This window comes from Rhizobium sp. RHZ02 (assembly GCF_014851575.1).
Classification (GTDB): Bacteria; Pseudomonadota; Alphaproteobacteria; order Rhizobiales; family Rhizobiaceae; genus Rhizobium; species Rhizobium altiplani.
Genome location: NZ_JACUZX010000003.1, coordinates 49,983 through 72,338 on the forward strand (window position 1 = coordinate 49,983; position 22,356 = coordinate 72,338).

General features: G+C 61.1%; 21 protein-coding genes and 1 pseudogene. 16 read left to right on the plus strand and 6 right to left on the minus strand.

What is annotated here, in order from left to right; all coding sequences use genetic code 11:
- Nucleotides 1-23: 23 nt before the first annotated feature.
- The 9 genes and pseudogenes from hutI (at nt 24) to IB244_RS05815 (ending at nt 10,523) form a co-directional block, all read left to right on the plus strand.
- On the plus strand, nt 24-1,286 hold the full coding sequence (hutI, locus tag IB244_RS05775) for an imidazolonepropionase (RefSeq protein ID WP_192303376.1): 1,263 nt from the start codon (nt 24-26) through the stop codon (nt 1,284-1,286).
- The gene (gene hutH, locus IB244_RS05780; RefSeq protein WP_192303378.1) at nt 1,283-2,818 is read left to right on the plus strand and encodes a histidine ammonia-lyase; all 1,536 of its coding nucleotides are present in this window, start codon (nt 1,283-1,285) and stop codon (nt 2,816-2,818) included. The genes hutI and hutH overlap by 4 nt, the downstream gene beginning before the upstream one ends.
- 1 nt (nt 2,819) lies before the next feature.
- Nucleotides 2,820-3,620 carry an N-formylglutamate deformylase gene (gene hutG / locus IB244_RS05785; protein WP_192303380.1) on the plus strand — a complete coding sequence of 267 codons (801 nt, stop codon included), beginning with the start codon at nt 2,820-2,822 and terminating at the stop codon, nt 3,618-3,620.
- Between the two features lie 26 nt (nt 3,621-3,646).
- Nucleotides 3,647-5,335, plus strand: a complete 1,689-nt coding sequence (hutU, locus tag IB244_RS05790; protein WP_192303382.1) for a urocanate hydratase — start codon at nt 3,647-3,649, stop codon at nt 5,333-5,335.
- 187 nt (nt 5,336-5,522) lie between these two features.
- Nucleotides 5,523-6,161 (plus strand): HutD family protein, encoded by a 639-nt coding sequence (locus tag IB244_RS05795; protein ID WP_192303384.1) that lies wholly within the window; start codon nt 5,523-5,525, stop codon nt 6,159-6,161.
- A gap of 211 nt (nt 6,162-6,372) precedes the next feature.
- Nucleotides 6,373-7,385: pseudogene (gene tauA, locus IB244_RS05800) on the plus strand (taurine ABC transporter substrate-binding protein).
- 74 nt (nt 7,386-7,459) lie between these two features.
- Nucleotides 7,460-8,251 (plus strand): taurine ABC transporter ATP-binding protein, encoded by a 792-nt coding sequence (locus IB244_RS05805; protein ID WP_192303386.1) that lies wholly within the window; start codon nt 7,460-7,462, stop codon nt 8,249-8,251.
- Entirely contained in the window at nt 8,248-9,102 is an 855-nt protein-coding gene (locus IB244_RS05810; protein ID WP_169680345.1) for an ABC transporter permease subunit, read from the plus strand. The genes IB244_RS05805 and IB244_RS05810 overlap by 4 nt, the downstream gene beginning before the upstream one ends.
- A gap of 65 nt (nt 9,103-9,167) precedes the next feature.
- Nucleotides 9,168-10,523, plus strand: coding sequence for an LLM class flavin-dependent oxidoreductase (locus IB244_RS05815; RefSeq protein WP_192303388.1), 1,356 nt, complete (start codon nt 9,168-9,170; stop codon nt 10,521-10,523).
- Here the strand turns inward: IB244_RS05815 and IB244_RS05820 are convergent, their stop codons facing one another.
- From IB244_RS05820 to IB244_RS05835, 4 genes are all read right to left on the minus strand, one after another.
- Complete coding sequence (locus IB244_RS05820) at nt 10,524-11,177, minus strand: methionine ABC transporter permease (RefSeq protein WP_025660810.1); 654 nt, start codon at nt 11,175-11,177, stop codon at nt 10,524-10,526.
- Complete coding sequence (locus IB244_RS05825) at nt 11,158-12,240, minus strand: methionine ABC transporter ATP-binding protein (protein ID WP_192303390.1); 1,083 nt, start codon at nt 12,238-12,240, stop codon at nt 11,158-11,160. Before IB244_RS05825 ends, IB244_RS05820 begins: the two co-directional genes overlap by 20 nt.
- A 93-nt stretch (nt 12,241-12,333) precedes the next feature.
- Complete coding sequence (locus IB244_RS05830; protein WP_192303392.1) at nt 12,334-13,167, minus strand: MetQ/NlpA family ABC transporter substrate-binding protein; 834 nt, start codon at nt 13,165-13,167, stop codon at nt 12,334-12,336.
- Nucleotides 13,164-13,457 carry a hypothetical protein gene (locus IB244_RS05835; RefSeq protein WP_192303394.1) on the minus strand — a complete coding sequence of 98 codons (294 nt, stop codon included), beginning with the start codon at nt 13,455-13,457 and terminating at the stop codon, nt 13,164-13,166. Before IB244_RS05835 ends, IB244_RS05830 begins: the two co-directional genes overlap by 4 nt.
- Between IB244_RS05835 and IB244_RS05840 the strand changes: the two genes are divergently transcribed.
- Entirely contained in the window at nt 13,451-14,878 is a 1,428-nt protein-coding gene (locus IB244_RS05840; protein ID WP_192303397.1) for an FAD/NAD(P)-binding protein, read from the plus strand. The two genes, IB244_RS05835 and IB244_RS05840, sit on opposite strands and share 7 nt — an antisense overlap.
- Nucleotides 14,879-14,908: 30 nt before the next feature.
- Here IB244_RS05840 and IB244_RS05845 read toward each other — a convergent pair whose 3' ends face one another.
- Nucleotides 14,909-15,445, minus strand: coding sequence for a hypothetical protein (locus tag IB244_RS05845; protein WP_192303399.1), 537 nt, complete (start codon nt 15,443-15,445; stop codon nt 14,909-14,911).
- A 213-nt stretch (nt 15,446-15,658) separates the two neighbouring features.
- Between IB244_RS05845 and IB244_RS05850 the strand changes: the two genes are divergently transcribed.
- Genes IB244_RS05850 through IB244_RS05870 form a run of 5 tightly spaced genes read left to right on the plus strand, consistent with a single transcriptional unit; the run spans nt 15,659 to nt 19,476 of the window.
- Entirely contained in the window at nt 15,659-16,330 is a 672-nt protein-coding gene (locus IB244_RS05850; RefSeq protein WP_018856166.1) for an amino acid ABC transporter permease, read from the plus strand.
- Complete coding sequence (locus IB244_RS05855) at nt 16,330-17,001, plus strand: amino acid ABC transporter permease (protein WP_192303400.1); 672 nt, start codon at nt 16,330-16,332, stop codon at nt 16,999-17,001. The genes IB244_RS05850 and IB244_RS05855 overlap by 1 nt, the downstream gene beginning before the upstream one ends.
- A 1-nt stretch (nt 17,002) precedes the next feature.
- On the plus strand, nt 17,003-17,737 hold the full coding sequence (locus tag IB244_RS05860; RefSeq protein ID WP_112644586.1) for an amino acid ABC transporter ATP-binding protein: 735 nt from the start codon (nt 17,003-17,005) through the stop codon (nt 17,735-17,737).
- A 9-nt stretch (nt 17,738-17,746) separates the two neighbouring features.
- On the plus strand, nt 17,747-18,664 hold the full coding sequence (locus IB244_RS05865) for a N(4)-(beta-N-acetylglucosaminyl)-L-asparaginase (RefSeq protein WP_169680352.1): 918 nt from the start codon (nt 17,747-17,749) through the stop codon (nt 18,662-18,664).
- A 20-nt stretch (nt 18,665-18,684) separates the two neighbouring features.
- Nucleotides 18,685-19,476, plus strand: a complete 792-nt coding sequence (locus IB244_RS05870; RefSeq protein WP_192303402.1) for a transporter substrate-binding domain-containing protein — start codon at nt 18,685-18,687, stop codon at nt 19,474-19,476.
- Nucleotides 19,477-19,514: 38 nt separating this feature from the next.
- Here the strand turns inward: IB244_RS05870 and IB244_RS05875 are convergent, their stop codons facing one another.
- Nucleotides 19,515-20,516: a LacI family DNA-binding transcriptional regulator gene (locus IB244_RS05875; RefSeq protein WP_192303404.1), complete on the minus strand. Its 1,002-nt coding sequence runs from the start codon at nt 20,514-20,516 to the stop codon at nt 19,515-19,517.
- Nucleotides 20,517-20,669: 153 nt separating this feature from the next.
- Between IB244_RS05875 and IB244_RS05880 the strand changes: the two genes are divergently transcribed.
- Complete coding sequence (locus IB244_RS05880; protein ID WP_192303406.1) at nt 20,670-22,034, plus strand: M24 family metallopeptidase; 1,365 nt, start codon at nt 20,670-20,672, stop codon at nt 22,032-22,034.
- Nucleotides 22,035-22,356 lie beyond the last annotated feature (322 nt).

Here is a 22,356-nt window from a genome sequence, read left to right on the forward strand (position 1 = left end):
GCATAAGGAAAGGCGCAAAGCTGATGAATGGGAACAAATTTTCAAGCCATGAGTCATCCGGCGACGTCCGTCCGCATCTGTGGCGGAATGTGCGCTTGGCAACACTCGACCCGCAAAAGCAGGGCCTCGGCATCGTCGAAAAAGGCGCCCTCGTCACCGAGGGTGGGCGCATAAGCTACGTCGGCTCCGAGGCCGAACTGCCGGTTGCCGCGATCGAGCGCGCCGAGATCACGGATCTCGAGGGCCGCTGGATTACACCGGGCCTCGTCGACTGCCACACCCACATCGTCTTTGGCGGCAATCGCGCCCGCGAGTTCGAGATGCGCCTGGAAGGTGCGACCTATGAAGAGATTGCGCGCGCCGGCGGCGGCATCGTGTCTTCCGTCAAGGCAACAAATGCGCTCTCGGTCGAAGGCCTCGTCAAGGCGGCGCTTCCCCGCTTGGACACGCTGATCCGCGAGGGGCTGACGACGATCGAAGTCAAGTCCGGCTATGGGCTGAACGTCGACGGCGAGCTGAAGATGTTGCGCGCTGCCCGCCAGCTTGAGCGCCTTCGCCCGGTGCGCGTCGTCACGTCCTATCTCGGCGCCCATGCAACGCCGATCGAGTACAGGGGGCGCAACAGCGACTACATTGCCGAGGTCGTCCTCCCAGGCCTCGAATACGCCCATGCCGAAGGCTTGGTCGATGCAGTCGACGGGTTCTGCGAGGGCATCGCCTTTTCCACCGCCGAGATCGCCCGGGTCTTCGACAAGGCAGAGGCACTCGGTCTGCCAGTCAAGTTGCATGCCGAACAATTGTCCAATCTCGGCGGCGCCAAGCTCGCCGCCTCCCATGGTGCGCTCTCTGCCGACCACCTCGAATATCTCGATGCCGAGGGTGCTGCCGCCATGGCTGCGGCCGCTACGGTCGCCGTTCTCTTGCCTGGCGCTTTCTACGCCATCAACGAAAAGCAGAAGCCGCCCGTTCAGGCGCTGCGCGACGCCGGCACCCGTATTGCCATTGCGACCGACTGCAATCCCGGCACCTCGCCGCTCACCTCGCTGCTTCTGACGATGAATATGTCAGCCACGCTCTTCGGCCTGACTGTCGAGGAATGCATTGCGGGGGCGACCCGCGAGGGTGCACGTGCCCTTGGGCTTCTGGGCGAGACAGGAACGCTCGAGACCGGCAAGTCCGCGGACTTTGCGATCTGGGACGTCGAAAGCCTCGCGGAGCTCGTTTACCGCATCGGCTTCAACCCGCTTCATGCACATGTTTTCAAGGGCGAAAGGATCGACCGTTGACCATTACCCTTCATCCAGGCTCCGTTTCGCTCAGGGATCTGGAGACGATCTACTGGACCGGTGAGCCGGCGAGGCTCGACACATCCTTTGATGCCGGAATCGCCAAGGCCGCTGCCCGCATTGCAGAGATCGCGGCCGGCAATGCACCGGTCTATGGCATCAATACCGGCTTCGGCAAACTTGCTTCGATCAAGATCGACAGTGCTGACGTGGCGACGCTCCAGCGCAATCTTATCCTGTCCCACTGCTGCGGCGTCGGCGCGCCATTGCCCGAAAACATCGTCCGCCTGCTCATGGCCTTGAAGCTCGTTTCGCTCGGTCGCGGCGCCTCCGGTGTCCGGCTCGAACTGGTGCGTCTGATCGAAGGCATGCTCGAAAAAGGCGTCATCCCGGTCATCCCGGAAAAGGGTTCCGTGGGCGCTTCGGGCGACCTTGCGCCGCTGGCCCACCTGGCCGCCGTGATGATGGGCGAAGCCGAAGCCTTCCTTGCGGGTGAACGCCTGTCCGGCGCGGCCGCCCTTGCGAAGGCTGGCTTGAAGCCCGTTGTGCTGGCGGCCAAGGAAGGCCTTGCGCTCATCAACGGCACGCAGACCTCGACGGCATTGGCGCTTGCCGGTCTCTTCCGGGCTCACCGCGCAGCTCAGGCAGCACTGATTACCGGTGCCATGTCGACCGATGCGGCGATGGGCTCGTCCGCGCCTTTCCATCCCGATATTCACACGCTGCGCGGCCACAAGGGCCAGATCGACACGGCCGCGGCACTTCGCGCGCTCCTCGAAAGCTCCGTCATCCGCCAGAGCCATATTGAGGGCGACGAGCGTGTGCAGGATCCCTACTGCATTCGTTGCCAGCCGCAAGTCGATGGTGCCTGCCTGGATCTTCTGCGCTCGGTCGCGCGCACACTGGAGATCGAGGCCAATGCCGTCACCGACAACCCGCTGGTGCTTTCGGACAACTCGGTTGTCTCGGGCGGCAATTTCCATGCCGAGCCGGTTGCCTTTTCAGCCGACCAGATCGCCCTCGCCATCTGCGAAATCGGCGCGATCGCACAGCGGCGCATCGCCTTGCTGGTCGATCCCGCGCTTTCCTATGGACTGCCGGCCTTCCTGGCAAAGAAGCCGGGCCTCAACTCAGGCCTGATGATCGCCGAGGTAACGTCGGCAGCGCTGATGTCGGAAAACAAGCAGATGTCGCACCCGGCCTCCGTCGACTCGACGCCGACATCCGCCAACCAGGAAGATCACGTTTCGATGGCCTGCCATGGCGCGCGTCGTCTGCTCCAGATGACCGACAACCTCTTCAGCATTATCGGCATCGAGGCATTGACCGCAGCACAGGGCGTGGAATTTCGTGCGCCGCTCACGACAAGCCCCGAACTGCAGAAGGCGATCGCCACCATCCGCAGCGTGGTACCGACGCTGGAGCTCGATCGCTACATGGCGAACGATCTGAAGGCGGCGGGCGACCTTGTCGCGACAGGCGCGCTCAATGCATCGGTCTCAAGCGGCATCCTGCCGGCCCTGGAGGTCTGAGATGGCTGTCGTCGACGTCAAACAGGGTTCTTCACCCATTATCCTGGGTTTTCCGCACACCGGCACTGACGTGCCCGCCGGCATCTGGGAGCGTCTGAATGATAATGGCAGGATTCTTGCCGATACCGACTGGCACATCCATGACCTCTATGACGGCCTGCTTGCCGATGCGACGACGGTGCGCGCGACGTTCCATCGCTACGTCATTGACGCCAACCGCGATCCGGCAGGCGTCAGCCTCTATCCCGGCCAAAACACCACTGGCCTGGTTCCTGAAACGGACTTCGACGGCAAGGCGATCTGGAAGGATGGACGGGCACCTGATGAAGCCGACATTGCGGCGCGGCTCAGGGACTTTCATGCTCCCTATCACGCAGCCCTTGCCGCCGAGGTCGAGCGTGTGAGAGCAATTCATGGCGTGGCGATCCTCTATGATTGCCACTCGATCCGCTCGCATATTCCTTTCCTTTTCGAAGGCAAGCTGCCGGATTTCAACATCGGCACCGATATGGGCAAGACCTGCGATGGGGCCATCGAACAGGCGACGCTCACGGTCGTCGAGGCGGCCGAAGGCTATGACTGCGTGCTCAACGGCCGCTTCAAGGGTGGGTGGACGACGCGCCACTACGGCCAGCCTGAAACCGGCGTGCACGCCATCCAGATGGAACTGGCGCAATCGACGCATCTTGAGACCGAGGCGCCGCCGTTTGCCTACGACGCTGCCAAGGCAGAGCGCCTTCGCGTCCACCTCAAAGACATTCTGGTGCGTATCGAACAGATCGCGCCGGACCTGAAACGATAACGATCACTCGACAGGGGGAACCCCGCATGACCTCAAATCCACGTCACAACATTCGCGAGATCCGCGCCCCGCGCGGCAGTGAACTCAACGCCAAGAGCTGGATGACCGAAGCGCCGCTGCGCATGCTGATGAACAACCTCGACCCTGACGTCGCGGAAAATCCAAACGAGCTGGTGGTTTATGGCGGCATCGGCCGCGCAGCCCGCACCTGGGACGATTTCGACCGTATCGCAGCGACCCTGAAGACTTTGAACGAGGATGAAACGCTCCTCGTGCAGTCCGGCAAGCCAGTCGCCGTGTTCCGCACGCATAAGGATGCCCCCCGCGTGTTGATTGCCAACTCGAACCTCGTGCCGCACTGGGCGACGTGGGATCACTTCAACGAGCTGGATAAAAAGGGCCTTGCCATGTACGGCCAGATGACAGCCGGCTCATGGATCTATATCGGCACGCAAGGCATTGTGCAGGGAACCTACGAGACCTTCGTCGAGGCCGGCCGCCAGCACTACGGTGGCAACCTCAAGGGCAAATGGATCCTGACCGGCGGTCTTGGTGGCATGGGTGGCGCACAGCCGCTCGCAGCCGTGATGGCGGGCGCCTGCTGCCTGGCCGTCGAATGTGACGAGACGCGCATCGATTTCCGTCTGCGTACACGCTACGTCGACGAGAAGGCGAAGACACTCGATGAGGCCCTGGCGCTGATCGACAAGTGGACGAAGGCCGGCGAAGCAAAGTCGGTCGGACTGCTCGGCAACGCTGCCGAAGTCTTCCCGGAACTCGTTCGCCGCATGAAGGCCGGTGGCCCCCGCCCCGATATCGTGACCGATCAGACATCCGCGCACGATCCGCGCAACGGCTACCTGCCAGCCGGCTGGACTGTCGAGGAAGCCAAGGCCAAGCGCGAGAGCGATCCGAAGGCTGTCGAAGTGGCCGCGCGCGCTTCTATGAAGGTCCACGTCGAAGCGATGGTTGCCTTCTGGGATGCTGGCGTTCCGACGCTCGATTACGGCAACAACATCCGTCAGGTTGCCAAGGACGAGGGCCTGGAAAACGCCTTCGCCTTCCCGGGCTTCGTGCCTGCCTATATTCGCCCGCTGTTTTGCCGCGGCATCGGTCCCTTCCGCTGGGCAGCCCTATCGGGCGATCCTGAAGATATCTACAAGACCGACGCCAAGGTGAAGGAGCTTCTGCCTGACAACAAGCATCTGCACAACTGGCTGGACATGGCCCGCGATCGCATCGCTTTCCAGGGATTGCCGGCACGCATTTGCTGGGTCGGTCTCGGCGATCGCCATCGTCTCGGCCTTGCGTTTAACGAGATGGTCAGGAACGGCGAGTTGAAAGCACCCGTTGTCATCGGCCGCGACCACCTCGACTCCGGCTCCGTCGCTTCACCGAACCGCGAGACGGAAGCGATGAAGGACGGCTCGGATGCTGTCTCCGACTGGCCGCTTTTGAATGCGCTCCTGAACACCGCATCGGGTGCGACCTGGGTGTCGCTCCATCACGGCGGCGGCGTCGGCATGGGCTTCTCGCAGCATTCCGGCATGGTCATCTGCGCCGACGGCACTGATGAGGCGGCGCGCAGACTTGAGCGTGTTCTCTGGAACGACCCGGCAACCGGCGTCATGCGCCATGCCGACGCGGGCTACGAGATCGCGATCGAGTGCGCCAAGGAACAAGGCCTGCGCCTGCCCGCGATCCTCGGAAACTAAGCCTCACATCAGTCGAACAAGGCCGCCGCATCGTGCGACGGTCTTGTCGACGATGAGAAGGATCAATGCCTGCGAAAAGCCTGTGCCATGAGGAGTGGATCGAAGGCATCTCCCTAAATAGGGGGAAAGGTTTCCACGGTCGCTCAGTTCCAGCCGGTGACAGGGAGTTCACAATGATGGAGCAAAAATGACCCGCGCCACCGTCCTCAGAGCCAGCAACTATCGCCGCATGCCGTGGAAGAACGGCGGCGGCGAGACCGTTGAGGTCGCCGTCTCGCCCGAGGGGGCGGCCCTTTCTGATTTCGACTGGCGCGTCAGCATGGCAACGGTCGCGACCGATGGCCCCTTCTCGATCTTTCCCGGCATCGACCGGACGCTTTCGATTATCGACGGCAACGGCATGCAGCTCGCCATCGGTGGGGATAATCCGCTGTTGCTGACGCAGGACAGCGCGCCCCTTGCCTTTGCCGCCGATGTCGCTGTCACTGCAACACTTGCCGAGGGACCCATCACGGACCTGAACGTCATGACGCGTCGTGACGGATTGCGCCACCGGGTCGAGAGGGTTGATATCGATTCCAGGGCCACCTTTCAGCCCGCCGCGCCGACGTGGCTTCTCCTGTGTCATCGGGGCGCGCTCACCGTTGAATGGAGTGGTCAAAGCGTGGATCTTGGCCAAGGCGATACGCTTCTGCTCGAGCAGGCCGGGGATGCCGAGCTTCTGCTCGAGCAACCCGGGGATGTCGAGCTTCTGCTCGAGCAACCCGGGGATGTCGAGGTGAGCGGCAGAGCGCGCTGCTTCCTGATCCTTATCGATCCGGTCTGACGCCATTTCCCAATTATGATGCCGATCGCGGACCCTCAGCCGGCCGAGGCGCGAATGTTTGCGCCTCAACTCAATCAAAAAACAATATTGTTCTTATATTCTATAAAATAGATAGTTTTGCCTGTGTCCGCTGAAGCATCCGCCCTACGGTTCCAAGCGTCGAAACAAGTTCAGGCGCTGAAGCTGACGCTCAGCTGCAAGGGGGCGAAACATGAATATCAGGACATTATTGGCGGCGATCACACTCGGTTCCGCGAGCCTGCTGGCAACATTTACGGTACAGGCAGCCGACAAGAAGGTCGTGGTGGCCTATCAGACGGATGCGCTGCCGTCGTCGGTCGCAATCGCCAATGGCGAATTTGCGAAGGCAACCGGCTACGACATCGATTTCCGCAAGTTCAACTCCGGGGCTGAAATCTTCGCGGCCATCGCTTCGGGCGATGTGCAGGTCGGCTACGTCGGCTCGAGCCCGTTCGCAGCTGCGACCTCGCGCGGACTGGAGGTCAAGGCCTTCTACCTTTCCTCGATCTCCGGCATCGACGAGGCGCTGGTTGTTCGCAACGGTTCTGGCATTGCGTCTCTGTCCGACCTCAAGGGCAAGAAGCTCGCTGCCGCGCCGGTATCGACCGACCACTATCAGCTTCTTGCGTTGATCAAATCTCTCGGACTGACGGAAAAGGATGTTCAGGTCTTTGCAATTCCGCAGCCCGAGATCGTCGCCAGCTACAACCGCGGCGACATGACGGTGGCTTTGTCTGGGACCCGGCGCTGACCGAGCTGAAAAAGGACGGCAAGGTGCTTGTCACCTCCAAGGATGTCGCCGACAAGGGCGCGCCCACTTTCTCCGCATGGGTTTCCGCATCGAAGTTCGCCGATGAGAACCCGGCGTTCCTGAAGGGCTTCGCCAGCGTGGTCAACAAGTACTACGCCTCCTTCGCGGCAGACAAGAAGGCCTGGGACGCCGACAGCGAAAATGCCAAGCTGCTTGCCAAGACACTTGGTGGCACACCCGAGCAGCAGGCTGCCGCACTGAAGAACCTCACGCTGCTGACCCCTGAGGTGCAGGCGTCCGAGGCCTGGCTCGGTGGCGGCGAAAAGTCGGGCGCTGCCAAGATCCTCAAGGACACGGCCGCCTTCCTGAAGGATCAGGGCAAGGTGAGCGAGGTGCTGCCGAGCTACGCGGCTTTTGTCACGCCGGATGCACTTGTCAACGCAAGTAACTGAAATAACGAACAATCCTCCCATCCTGGTACGCTGGCGCGATATCGCGCCGGCGTCACAACATGAAGAGACGGCACATGCTCAAAGTCGATCACGCAAGCGTCTATTTCCGGACGCGGGATGGCCGGACGGTCCATGCCCTGGATCGCGTTTCTCTCGATATTCCCGACAACAGCTTCGTCGTGGCACTTGGTGCATCGGGTTGCGGCAAGTCCACACTCCTCAATGCGATCGCGGGCTTCCTGCCGCTGTCCTCGGGCACGATTACTCTTGATGGGCGACCGGTCACGCGCCCTGGCGCGGACCGAGGCGTCGTGTTCCAGAAGGATACCCTGCTGCCCTGGAAGTCGGTCGTCGACAATGTCGCACTTGGCCTTCAGTTTACGGGTACTCCAAAAGCTGCGCGGCGTACCCGCGCGGAAGAGCTTCTGTTTCTCGTCGGTTTGAAAGACTTCGCGAAAGCCTTTCCCTACGAATTGTCGGGTGGCATGCGCCAGCGCGTCGGGATTGCCCGCGCCCTTGCCGCCGATCCTGATGTGCTTTTGATGGACGAGCCTTTCGGAGCCCTGGACAGCCTGACGCGTGAACAGATGCAGGAACTCCTCGTATCGATCTGGAAAACAACGGGAAAACGCATTTTCTTCATTACACATTCGATCGAGGAAGCTCTGTTCCTCGGGACGCAGCTTGTGGTGATGTCGCCGCGTCCCGGCCGCATTGTGGCGCGCTTCGAACTCGATTTCGTTCGCGAATTCGCCCGCACTGGCGACGCCCGATCGATCAAGATGGCACCGGAGTTTGCCGGTTTGCGAGAAGAAATCCGGACCATTCTGCATGGCTCCGACGAGATCAGGAGTGCGGCAGAATGAGCAATGTCCTCGAAACGACGGGCGTGGTCGTGCGGGCCGAAACGGACCAACCGAAAACCGTCGAGATGAACGGGTTCGGCGTCGGCGAACGCAATACGCTTGTCATCAGCTTCGCGACGGCCGTCGCTTTGATTGGAACCTGGTGGCTGATCGCCAGACTGGGGTTGGTACCGCGTCTTTTCCTGCCAACACCACAGGAGGTCGCCACGCAGATCGGAGCCGTCTATCATGACGGCTATGCCGGCGCGTCGCTCGGCGAACATATTTCGGCAAGCCTGTTCAGGATTGCAACGGCAGCTGCCATCGCCATTGCCGCCGGCATCCCGATCGGCCTGCTGATGGGGCTCAATCGCTGGGCGAAGGGCATCTTCGACACACCGATCGAATTCTACTGGCCGCTACCGCCCCTCGCCTATCTGCCGCTGATGATCATCTGGCTCGGCATCGGCGAGACGTCGAAGGTAACGCTTCTCGTGCTTGCCATGTTCGCACCGATCTGCCTTTCGGCGCAGGCTGGCGTGCGCGCCCTGCCGATCGAGCGCGTCAACGCGGCGCGGTCGCTTGGCGCCCGGCCCTGGCAGCTTCTTGTCAGCATCGTTTTGCCATCGGCTCTGCCGGAGATCCTGACGGGTATCCGCATTGCGCTTGGCGTCGGCTGGGGCACGCTCGTTGCAGCGGAGTTGATCGCCTCCAACCGCGGCATCGGCTACATGATCATGTCGGCGTCCCAGTTTCTGGCAACCGACGTTGTCTTCGTTGGCATCGGCATCATCGCTGCCTGTGCATTTGCCTTCAGCGCTGCCGTTCGCCTCTTGGAAGCAACCCTCGTTCCGTGGAAAGGTAAGAGCTAGGGGTACGCAAAGCGTCCCTCGTGGCTCAAGACGGTGCCGGGTCTACCGGCCCAGGGAATGATTGTATGGAGCAGATGCAGATCTACGCGTTCGACATGAACTGCGTCGGTCATATCAATCACGGCATGTGGACGCATCCACGCGATACGTCCCTTCACTATACCGACCTCGACTACTGGGTGGACTTTGCCCAGACAGCCGAGCGGGGCAAGCTGGACGGGATATTCCTGGCGGATATCGTTGGAGTCTACGATGTCTACAAGGGAAGTCCGGCACCCGTCATCGAGGCTGGCGCGCAGATCCCGGTCAACGACCCGCTGATGCCGATCTCGGCAATGGCCTATGTCACCAAGCATCTCGGCTTCGGGGTAACGGTCAACACGACCTACGAGCCGCCGTACCTGTTGGCGCGGCGCATGTCGACGCTCGACCACCTGACAAAGGGTCGCATCGGATGGAACATCGTCACCGGCTATCTCGACAGTGCTGCGCGCGCGATGGGTTTCGACAAACTGCCGGAACACGACGCGCGCTACGACGCGGCCGAGGACTATCTCGAAATCCTCTACAAGCTCTGGGAGGGCAGCTGGGACGACGATGCGGTACTTGGCGACAAGGCGCGAGCCGTCTTCGCCGACCCTTCCAAAGTCCGAGCCGTCAAGCACGACGGGCAATACTACAAGATGGAGGGCATTCATCTCTCGCAGCCTTCGCCACAGCGCACGCCGCTGCTCTTCCAGGCGGGCGCTTCGACGCGCGGGCAGGATTTCGCGGCCCGACACGCCGAATGCGTCTTCATCGCGACCCCGACCCCGCAGGCGGCAAGGCCGACCGTGGCGGCCCTGAAGCACAAGGCGGCGGCATCAGGGCGCGGGGCGGATGCCTTGCGCGTTCTCGGCCTTGTGACGGTTGTCGTTGGTCGCACCGAAAAGGAGGCATTCGACAAGCTCGAAGACTACCGCCGCCATGCGAGTGTCGAAGCATCCCTGGCGCACTATTCGGCCTCGACAGGCATTGATTTCTCGAAATACGGCCTCGACGATCCGATCGAGCAGAAATCCACCAATGCCAATCAGTCTGCGCTCGCCGCAATCACCAGGGAAGCGCCAAAGCCGGTGACGCTGCGCCAGATCATTGATCAAATGGTACTCGGCAGCCGTATGAAACCGATTGTCGGCTCGGCCGAGCAAGTGGCGGACCGCCTGGCGGCATGGGTTTCCGATGGCGGTGTGGACGGCTTCAACCTGGCGCGCACGGTGGCGCCGGAAAGCCTGCGCGACTTCGTCGATCTCGTCGTTCCCGTGCTGCAGGAGCGCGGGCTGTTCAAGGCGGACTACACCGAGGGACCTCTCAGGCAGAAGCTGTTTGGCGGCAGCGGCAGGCTGCCATCCTCGCACCCTGCCGCTGCGTTTCGCCGCTGACTACCTGTGGTCAAGCCTTTCGACCAGTCGATCGCCGAGCCACTGTATGCCGCAGACAAGCACGATCAGGACGGCAACGACTGCCACCATGACGGTCGTCTCGAAGCGCTGGTAGCCATAGCGGATGGCAAGGTCGCCGAGACCGCCAGCGCCGATCGCACCGGCCATTGCCGAGGCCCCGATCAGGGTCACCAACGTGACCGTGAAGCCGGCGACGATGCCGGGTAAGGCTTCCGGTACCAATACTTCGCGAATGATCGTCCAGCGATTGCCGCCCATGGCGCGCACCGCATCGATCAGTCCGCGATCGACCTCGCGCAGCGACACTTCCGCGATCCGTGCATAATAGGGCGTTGCGGCAATGGCGAGCGGGACGATGGCCGCCCAGGTGCCAAGCGCAGTGCCGACGATCAGGCGCGTCACCGGGATCAGGGCCACCAGCAGGATGATGAACGGCACGGAACGGAACCCGTTGATGATGGCCCCAAGGATGCCGTTTATCCAGGCGTTCTCGGCCATGCCGCCTTTGTTCGTGAGAACGAGCGCGAGACCGAGCGGCAGGCCGAAGACCAGCGAAATCAGTCCGGATGCACCCGTCATCAGGATCGTTTCCCAGAGGGAACGAAGCAGAAGATCAAACATGATCGGTGTCATAGCCAAGGACCTCCACCCGCGCAGAGCGAGCCTTCAGAAACTGCAGAACCTTGTCCTTGAGCGCAGGGTCGCGCATCGGGACAGCAATGAAGAACCGCGCCACCGGCTGGTTCTGGATATGGTCGATACCTCCGTGGACGAGCCGGAAAGACTGCGGCAGCGCCGCAGACAGGTCGGCAAAGACCGCGCCCTGTGCGGCGAGGCCCGCCATGTCGATGCTTAGGATCGCTTCTTCCCCTGATGTCGGCGAAAGGCGGGCGGCGATATGCTCCGGCAATTGCGGGCGGCTGCCGGACAGCAGACTCTGGGTGATCGGCGCTTTTGGGTCAGCGAACACCGACCAAACCTGTCCTTCCTCCACGATCCGGCCGGCATCGATGACGGCGACGCGATCGGCAATGCTGCGGACGACTTCCATCTCGTGCGTGATGAGGATGATGGTGAGGCCGAGCTTGCGGTTGATGTCCTTCAGAAGAGCCAGGATCGACCGTGTGGTCTCGGGATCGAGCGCCGATGTCGCCTCGTCGGACAAGAGCAAGGCAGGGCTTGCGGCAAGCGCGCGCGCAATGCCCACCCGCTGCTTCTGGCCACCGGACAGGGACGATGGATAAGCCTTCGCCTTACCCGCGAGACCGACAAGCTCCAGCAATTCATGTGCGCGCCTCAGGCGCTCGGTCCTTGCCACGCCGGCGATCTTCAGCGGCAGTGCGACATTCTCCTCGACCGTCCTGGAGGCCAGCAGGTTGAAATGCTGGAAGATCATTCCGACGCGGCGGCGAAGCGGCTGCAACTCATCTTCGTCGAGACCAACGATGCTGCGCCCCTCGATTTCGATTAAGCCGCGATCCGGACGCTCCAGGCCGTTGAGGCAGCGGATCAATGTGGATTTGCCGGCTCCACTGCGCCCGATTACACCCAGGATTTCTCCCTTGTGGACGGTGAGCGCTACGCCATCGAGGGCCGGGGTGGTGCCGAAATGCCGATGTACGTCGACCAGGCGGACCACCGCCTCAGCAGTTGCTTGCGGCGTCTCGATTACAGAGGCCGTTACGATTGAATTCATAGTCTTTCCCTTCGGAAACGCCCAAGGCGGCCCGGGCAAGGAACGCCCGGGCCGCCTTGTTCAACGCGCCTAACCCCTCGGCGCGAATGTCGATCAGTAGGCGCTGAGGCCGGTTCCCTTATACACCTTGTCGAACTCCGCCTTGACCGCATCGTTCTGGTAGGACGAGACCAGCGTCTTCACCCAGTCTTCGTTCTCGCTGCCCTGCTTGACAGCGATGAAGTTGCGGTACGGATTGTCAGCGACAGGTTCCTGCGCAATGCGGTCAGCCGCCGAGAGGCCGGCCTTCAGGGCCCAGTCGGTGTTCACCACTGCCGCATCCAGATCATCGATGGCACGGCCGACCACACCGGCATCAAGCTCCTTGATCTCGACGTTCTTCGGGTTCTCGGTAATGTCGGTAACGGTCGCGAGGATGCCGGTACCGTCCTTAAGCTTGATGATGCCTTCGTTTTGAAGAACGCGTAGCGCACGACCTTCGTTCGATGGGTCGTTCGGAACGCCGATCGTCGCACCTTCGGCGAACTCGGCGATGGTCTTGTGCTTCTTCGAATAAAGGCCGATCGGCCAGACGCCGGTGTATCCGACCGGGACGATATGATAGCTATGCTGCTTTATCTGGTTGTCGAGATAGGGCTTGTGCTGGAAGGCGTTGGCGTCGATTTCGCCGCGCTCCAGCGCCTCGTTCGGCTGCGTATAATCGTTGAAGACGATCGCTTCGATCGTCAGGCCCTTCTTGGCGGCTTCGGCGGCCACAACGCGCCAGACGTCTTCGTCCTCGCCACTCATGATGCCAACCTTGATCGACTTGTCTTCGGCGAAGGAAGCGACAGGCGATGCAAATGCAATCAGAGCGATCGTGGAGGCGGCGATCGCGGCAAGGCTTGCGCGACGCGTCAGGCTGGATTTGGGCGTCTTCTTGTTCATTGTGGTGTTTCCCGTCTTGAATTGATGAGGCAAGCCTCGAACGGCCAGATAATTTCAAAATCGCCGAGGATAAACCAAGCAAGCCCATCTCTATTGCGCTGCAGCACGGAAAAACTCTTCGGTGCTTTGGCGGGATAGCGGGATAAAAATTCTACTAATTTTGTAGAATATTGAAGTTGCTGTCCTGGCTGTGAGCCTTTAAATTGAACCATCGGGGCGCGACGGATAAAACGCGCCTTACAAGAAAGGCGATCTGGGTCGCGATCAAGTGAAGCAGGGCAGCGTGACATCTCGACAGGACACCCGTGGCAAGACGTGTCGCCCCGTCGTGGCGATTATCGGCGGAGGCGTTTCTGGTGCGGGCGTTGCGTACCATCTGGCATCCTCCACATGCAGCCCGCCACCAACAATCGTGGTTTTCGAGCCACGAGAAGAGCTTGGCAGAGGGCTCGCCTACGACACCACCGATCCGACACATCGGATCAATGTTCCCGCCGCCCGCATGAGCCTGTTGCCGGATCGGCCTGAGGACTTCGTCGAATGGATGGCCCGCAACGATGCTGTCGCGGACGACCCGGACGCGTCCCGGTCGGATGGCAACCTCTTCCCCCGACGCCATGTCTTCGGCGCCTATATTGCTTCGGCGCTCGCTCCCCTGGTGCAAAGCGGGACCGTGCATCATCGCCGTGCGGCCGTTGTCGAGGTACGCCGGGACGGCAGGCGCTGGGAGATCTTCGATGACGAGGGCGGACGAACGGTTGCCGATTTCCTGGTGATCGCCACCAGCCATCCCGCGCCGTCAGCGCCTCGTGCTCTCAGAGTTCTCGAAGGACACCCCCGCTTTGTCGCCAACTCCACCGTTGCCGGCGCGCTCGACGTTGTCCGTCCGGCGGACCGGGTGCTGGTCGTCGGCAACGGCCTGACCGCAGCCGACATCGTCGCTTCGCTGACGCGTACCGGCCATCGCGGACAGATCACATCGATTTCGCGCCGCGGATTGAGATCGAGAGGGCATGCTCCGTATCCACAGGAGCCGTTCGGTGCGTTTATGACCGCCCCGCCTCATAGCGCGACGGCGCTGCTGCGGGGGATCCGGCGGACCATTGCAGAAGCCACAGCCGCGGGATTGACGTGGCACGCCGTGATCGACCAGGTTCGCGGTCACGGCCACGCGATCTGGCAGAGCCTGCCGATTGCCGAACGCTGCAGGATCGTACGCCATATCAGGCCTTATTGGGACGCTCACCGGTTCCGCATCGCTCCGCAGGTGGAAGAGGTGCTGGAGCGAGCGATTGCCGAAGGAAGGATGGAGGTGTTGGCGGCCTCCGTCGCTCGGGTGCAACGTGACGGCGAGGCAATCCATGTGGAACTGAGACTGCGGCACGGCGCACCGCTACAGAAGACCTTTGATGCCGTCGTCGTCACAACCGGTCCCGCGCATGGAAGCATTTTGGAAAGCCAGGCGTGGCTCGCTCGCCTGCGCGATCAATCGCGCTTGCAGCTTGATCCGACCGGCCTCGGCATTGAATGTACCGAACGATCGGAGGCGATCAGTGCCGATGGCCGTCCTGATCCGACCTTGCTTATTTCCGGCCCCCTGGCCCGTGGGACATTTGGGGAGTTGATGGGACTGCCCCAGATTACAGAACATGCCGTCCTTGTGGCCCGTGAGTTGGCCACAAAGGTGACGGCAGCCGGCGAATACGCTTAGGCTCGCCTGACCTCGACAGGATGCGGTCCGTCAGGACGCCGTTCGGCCGGTTGCGGCGAAGGGCTCGAGCTCTGGATCGAAGTCAACCTCCACGACATTGTTGAAGACCGCTGTTGCGAGCATGATGCCGGCAAAGGCCACGAGATCGACCAGCGTCTTTGCATCGTAGCGCCCTTTCAGCTGCGTCCAGATCTCGGCGGGAACCGCGTTGGAATTGGCAACGATCGCCGTGCCGAAGGCATCGAGCAGCGCCTCTTCCTCGGAAAGTACCAAAGCCTCCGGGTCGAAACCTGCATTGATCAGTGCCCGGCGAAAGAAAGTGATGGCGATCCTTGAGTTCGCAGCTTTTGAAATGGAATGCGAGAAGATCCAGATCGGTCGATCCGCGATTGAAGAAAGCTCTGCGCGCAGCGTGAACCATTCGGCATAGATGCGGTGGGCGGCGGGCGAATGCAGCAAGGTACGCTTCATGTTCGTCATGCGCCCCCGTACCCTCATCTCCTCGTCATGCGCGGCCCGAATCTCTTCAGAGGCTGTGGTGTAGTCGATCTGCGGAATATGGCTCATGGCGGTGCTCGTCCGGTGGGTAAATCTGAATGACGCTTGAAAAGTCGGAAAGGCGGTGCCGCCCCAACTGCTTCAGGCACGGTGCAAATCCGCCGGACTAGACGAATCTCTCCGATCGCGCTGGATATAGCAGGAAATCTCCAGGGCGTTCTTGACAATGTTCGGTCATCGAGACACGATGAAACCGGTTTCACTCGTGCTCATGGAAAGATCGTGCGGCTCGACCTGTCGATTCTCTTGCCCCATCTTGGCTTTCTCGCACAAGGCGCGCTGCTGACAGCAGAAGCGTGTGTTCTCGCGCTCGTCGGCAGCGTCATCATGGGTGCGTTCGTGGCAATCGCCCGCACATCCTCGTCAGCGGCGCTGCGGCGAATTGCCTTCGTCTACGTCGATATCTTCCGCAACGTGCCGTTCATCGTGCAGCTGTTTTTCTTCTACTACGGCCTGCCCGAGATCGGTCTTTACATCGATGCGTTCACAACAGGCGTGATTGCGCTGTCGATCGCAGGCGGCGCATACGCGTCCGATATAATCCGCGCCGGTATCCTGGCGATCGATCAGGGCATCATCGAAGCAGCGGAGGTGAGCGGCTTGTCACGCAGGGTGATCTTCACGCGCATTGTCCTGCCGATCGCACTCAGGACATCCGTGCGCCCGCTCGGCTCGGTTCTGATCAACATGATCCTCACCTCTTCGATCCTGTCGACGATCACGCTCAACGAACTGACCGGCTCGGCGCAGATCGTGGTGTCGCAGACCTACCGGCCGTTCGAAGTCTATGTTGTGCTTCTCGTCGTCTATGCGGCTTTGACCTATCTCGTATCGCTCGCGATTGCGATCCTCCATCGCCGTCTCAACCGTGACATGATGGAGGCGGTTGCCTGATGCGCTTTGCCGATTTTACAGCCTTTGATCTGGTTCTTCTCGCACAAGGGCTCGGGGTCAATATCGCGCTCTTTCTCGCGACCTCGCTGATCGGCCTGGTGATCGGCATTGCCTGGGCAATTGTGCGCTACTACCGTGTGCCCGTCCTCAGCGAAGTGATCACCTTCGTTTCTGAACTCCTGAAGAATTCGCCGGTGCTGGTGCAGCTGTTTCTGGTGTTCTTTGGTTTGCCAGGGCTATTCCATATCCGCGTCACGCCGGTTACCGCGGCGACGATCACGCTGTCGGCCAATACAGCCGCCTTCATCTATGTCATCGCGGTTTCGGCAATCGAGTCCATCGGCCGTGATCAGATCGAGGCGGCACGAGTCTTCGGGCTTACACGTTGGCAGGTCCTTCGACATGTGCTCGCCCCGCAGGCTGCCGCCTTCGCGGTCGGGCCACTGGTTGCACTTCTCGTCAACCAGTTGCAGGTCACATCGCTGATCTCGGTGATCGGCGTGGTCGACCTTACCAAGATCGGCAACATCCTCAACATGCGAACGCTGAAGCCGTTTGTTGTATGGACGGCCGTTGGCTTGCTCTATTACGCCGCCGCCAAGCTGGTTGCCTTGCTTGGGACGCGCTTCGAAAATCGCCTTCGCGCCCACAGCGCCTGGAGAGGGCTCTGACATGATCAAAGTTGAAAACGTAAAAAAGGCCTTCGGCCAGACCACCGTGCTCGATGGTATCGATCTGACGATCGAGCCGGGCGAGGTCGTCTCGATCCTCGGCTCCTCCGGCTCGGGAAAGTCGACGCTGATCCGGTGCATCAATGGCCTGGAGAAGCTGAACGGCGGCCAGATCACGGTCGATGAGTTCGATGTCGGCAAACCCCGGGAACTGGCGGAGGCCCGCAAGCGGTCTGGTACGGTCTTCCAGCTCTTCAACCTCTATCCGCATATGACGGTGCTCGGCAACATCACGCTGGCGCCGATCGAGGTGTTGAAGAAACCGCGCGCTGAGGCGGAGGCGACGGCGCGAGCACTGCTCGAGTCGGTTGGTCTCGGGAGCCGGGCTGATGCCTATCCGGCGCAGCTTTCGGGCGGTCAGCGCCAGCGTGTCGGAATATGCCGGGCGCTTGCCATGCAGCCGCGCTATCTGCTGCTCGACGAAGTGACCAGCGCGCTTGATCCGGAGATGACGGCAGAAGTGCTGGCGATCCTTGCAAAGCTTGCCCAGGAAGGCACGACGATGCTGTTCGTGACGCACGAGGTCGAGTTCGCCAGGCAGATTTCGGACCGTATCGTGTTCCTCGACAAGGGCCGGCTGCTGGTCGACCTGCCGACCAAAGAGTTTTTCGCCGCCGACGGCGGCATGGCACAGCCGCGCGTCGCCCAGTTCCTTTCCAAGATGCGCAAAGATTAGAGGTTCAAGATGCTGCTTTTGGCCAATAAAGAAGCGTGGCCGGGTTTCCCGACCTCCGTGGAGATGCTGCGCGACGGTGCAATCAGCCTTGATGCAATGGTCGCCGGGATCAGCAAGGTGGAGAGCGAAGTCAAGGTCCGCAGCGTCGGCTATGGCGGCTGGCCCAACATGCTCGGCAACATGGAGCTGGACGCTGCGGTGATGGACGGCAACACACGTGATGTCGGGACAGTCGGTGCCGTGCCGAATACGCTGCCGGTGGCGCGTCTTGCCTATGAGGTGATGAAACGCCTTCCGCACGTCATGCTGACCGGCGACGGCGCTCGGCGCTTTGCAACTGAAATCGGTTTCGCAGAGGACGACGTGTTGTTCGAGGACAGCAGGCGGGTCTGGTGGGAACGATTGGAAAGGGAACTGTCACCGGAGGATCTGGCGAAGTTTCCCAATATTCCGCTCGCGCCGTTGAGCCGCGCCATCACTGATCCGGAGCGTGTGCGCGATACGACCGTCTTCCTGTCGGCTGATTCAGCGCGCGGCATTCACGCCGCAACGTCCACCTCCGGCTGGGCGTGGAAATATCCAGGCCGCCTTGGCGATAGTCCGATCCCCGGCGCCGGCTTTTATGCCGACAGCCGCTATGGCGCTGCTGCCTGCACCCACACGGGTGAGATGACGATGCGCTGCTCGACAGCGCGCACCGTTGTTCTTGCAATGAAGCTTGGCTATTCGCTCTCCGACGCGGTGAAGCTTGCCGTCGATGAGCTCGATGAACTCTCCACCGGATTTCTCGCCGGCGTCGTGATCCATGCAGTCGACGCCGAGGGAAACCATGAGGTCGTGAATTTCAGATGCGAGGGCGAAATTCGCTACTGGCTCTGGGAGGAATCGATGCCCGAACCGGAACTGCGGGCAGCGAAACTGGCATAATCAAAAGAGGGAATGAAACCATGAAGCGTATTCTGACTACCCTTGCCGCCCTCGCCATCGCGGCCGGGTCGGCATTTCCGTCCTTTGCGGGAATGATCGATGACATCCGTTCGCGCGGCACCGTTCGGATCGGCGTATCGCTCGGCGGCGAGCCGATCGGCTTCCGTGACGCGCAGAACAATCCTGTTGGTTACGATGTCGACGTTGCGACGCTGCTTTCCCAGAAGCTCGGCGTACCCGTCGAATTCGTCGACGTCTCGGGTGACGCGCGGATCTCGATGCTCGTTTCGGGCCAGATCGACGTCGCCGTTGCCAACACCTCGGCAACGCTCGAGCGCGCCAAGACGGTGAACTTCACTATTCCCTACAATCGTGCTGGCTTGCGCATCATCGTTCAGAAGGATGCAGCTATCAAGGAGTTGAAGGACCTGGCCGGCAAGAAGGTTGTCGTCGGACGCGGCACGACGGGCGAGAGCTTCCTGAAGACCGCCGTTCCCGATGCCCAACTCGTCTACGTCGATCAGTTTGCTCCGGATGGCGTTCTCCAGCTGCAGCAGAAGCGCGTCGATGCGGCCATCGAAGATTCATCGCTGCTCGATTATCTGGCTACCAAGAATCCGTCGCTCGTGACGCTGCCTGGCCTCTATTCCAACGATCCGATCGGTATTGCCGTTGCCAAGGGTGACCCGGAATTCGTGCGCTGGCTCGACATGTTCGTTTCCGACTACATCCAGTCGGGTTCTTATGCGGCGAACTACAAGAAGTGGTGGGGTCCTGAATCCAATCCCCCTGCCCTGACCCCTCTGTGGTAACTTGAACTTCGGGCTGCCTCCTGGCAGCCCGTTTTCGTTTAAGCGGTGAGGCGGGGCACAAAACGTGTGGGCACCGTGATCGGCGGTTGACCCGGCGTGAAATTGCCAGGGTTGGCAACGGATTCAACGATATGGCGAACATAGAGCAGCTTGTCGTAGCCAATGGACGAGATCGGATAGGCATCGAAATCGGTCAGCGACAGATTGTCGAAACCGTAGAGCCGGAACCGCGACGGCCGACCAGCAGGAAAATCGGTCCGACAGACGTCAAGGATGCCCATCGCCATGGCATCGGATGTACAGAAGACCGCATCAGGACAATCGGCGCCGGCCAATGCGTTGGCCGCGGCATGCCCGCTCTCATAGGAATAGTCGCCCTGGACCGTCCGGGTAAGATTGATGCCGTAGCGCGAAAACGCCTCGTGGTAAGAGCGAATGCGTGCCTGCTCCACGGGAGAGGAGGCGCGGCCGGTGACGAGCCCGGCTGTACGCACCATCTTCGACGCAGCGTCGGCCACAGCTTCCGCGATGCCAGCATCTTCGTCCGGGATGATTGCGGGGGAGAATTCGTCGTGCAGACCGTTCAGCATGATAACGCTGTCGGAACGGAACAAGCGACGGACAGTCGGGGCGTCTGCAAAGTCGGAGAAGACCAGCGCTGCGTCGACATGGTAGGCGACGCCGTTGCGCAGGAACTCGTCCACGCGCGCAACCGAGCCGATCCGGATCAAGATGACCTGCTTGCCAATCGACTGGACCTGATCAATCAGCCGGTCGAACAGGTCGAGATCAGACAGATCGTGGATGTGGTTGACCACGACGGCGACCAGGTTGACGGTTTTGGTGGTCAGGCTCTGCGCCAGGAGGTTCGGCTTGTAGCCAAGGTTTGCGGCGGCGGCAATTACGCGCTCGCGCTTCTCGGACGATACCGGCCGCGGTTCGTTCGACAGCGCCCGGCTCGCGACGGCGCGCGAGACACCCGCCAAGCGCGCGACATCGGCAATCGTGGGAGGAACGTCGCGGCTATTGTCGTGATTCATGATCGAGAGCTTTCCACCTTTGAAAGGGTGATATCGCAACGTTGCGTGCTTCGGCTATGCTAATCTTTTGTTGCTTGGCGATCGGGCCGCCGCTGTACACGTTTTTGCGCCTTTTATCTTTGTCTGGCTTTGATTTTCGCTTGGAGGAACTTGATGTCGATTAGTCTAGCACCTGTTGCATTGCCAAATTTCGGACCACTTGGAGTGCAGCCGAAAATCCCATCGACGACCTACGCCGCGCGCGCGGACGCAGCCCTTGAGGCCGCTGGCACCGATTGGCTGGTCGTTTATGCTGATCGCGAGCATTTCGGAAACATCATGCATCTTTCCGGCTTCGAGCCCCGTTTCGAGGAGGCGCTGCTACTCCTCGGTCCTGGTGGGCGCCGCATCATCATCACCGGAAACGAATCCGAGAGCTATACGGCAATTGCCGGTCTTCCAGGTGTCGACGTATTGCGCGCGCAAACCTTCAGCCTCCTGGGACAGGACCGCAGTCAAAACCCGCGGCTCGGCGATCGACTGCGCGAGGCAGGGATCAAAAACGGAGATTCCATTGGACTGGTCGGCTGGAAATATCTCGCGGCCGAGGAGGACGAAGAATATGGGCAGAGTTTCTTCGTTCCCCATTTCATCGTGAATGCGCTGCGCCGGGCGATCGGTCATTCGGCGCGACTGGTCGATGCGACGCCTGTGCTCATGCACCCGGAAACCGGCCATCGCGCGATCATCGATGTCGATCAGCTCGCGGCCTTCGAATGGGCCGCCATGCGGTGCTCGGACGCGCTCTTCAGGGTCGTTTCCGGCGCAAGGGAGGGAGATACGGAATTCGAGGCTCTTGGCCGCCTCGGCTACGAGGGGGACCCTGTAAACGTCCACACCATGTTTGCTTCCGTCAGTGCTGGCGAGAGCATCATTGGTTTGCGAAGCCCGACGACCCGCCGCCTGAAGAAGGGAGACGGCGTAACGACCGCACTCGGTTACTGGGGAGCGTTGTCTTCGCGCGCCGGCCTGCTCACCGACCATGACGAGGGATTCCTGAAGCCCTCGAAGGCCTATTTCGAAGCCTTGATCACATGGTATGAGACCGCAGATATCGGCGTGACCGGCGGTGATCTGTTCTCCGCGGTCACCGAAAAGCTCAAATCCGCGGGTCTCAACTCAGCGCTGAATCCCGGTCACCTCGGAAGTCACGAGGAGTGGCTTCATTCACCCGTACGCCCCGGCTCGACCGAGCGCTTGCGATCCGGCATGCCGTTCCAGGTCGACGTGATACCGGTGCCGATGCCTGCCGGTTGGGCTCTCAATTGCGAAGACATGGTGGCCTTCGCGGACGTTGGGCTGCGCGAAGAGATACGCCAGCGCTATCCTGACATGCATGCCCGCATTGCCGCACGACGCACTTTCATGGAAGATCAGCTCGGCGTGACACTCTCCGACAATATTCTGCCGTTCTCTTCGACGCCGCTCTATTTGCCGCCATTCTGGCTGCGGTCGGGCAACGTCCTCGTGCGGAAATGACGGAGGCTGGTGGCGCTTGAGAAGTCGCGGGTTCGAACCCTGCCAAGGGCGCCCGGGCGCCGAGCGTCGCTCCTACGCCTTGCCCAGACTATGTTTCATCACGTGGGTTCCTGATAGCCAATTGTCGCTGCAGCCGAGCGCTGGCCTCATCGCCGTCCTCGATCGCAACAATTTCGACGGTTTGACCGTAGCGGGACAAGAAAAATGCGCGCTCCCTCTCTGCTTTTGCGAGAGAGTCGGAAACCATGCATATGTCAGACCCTTTTAGTAATGCGTATCGCATAAGTCTGCCCTCACTTGCCGGCTTCACAATCATAGATTG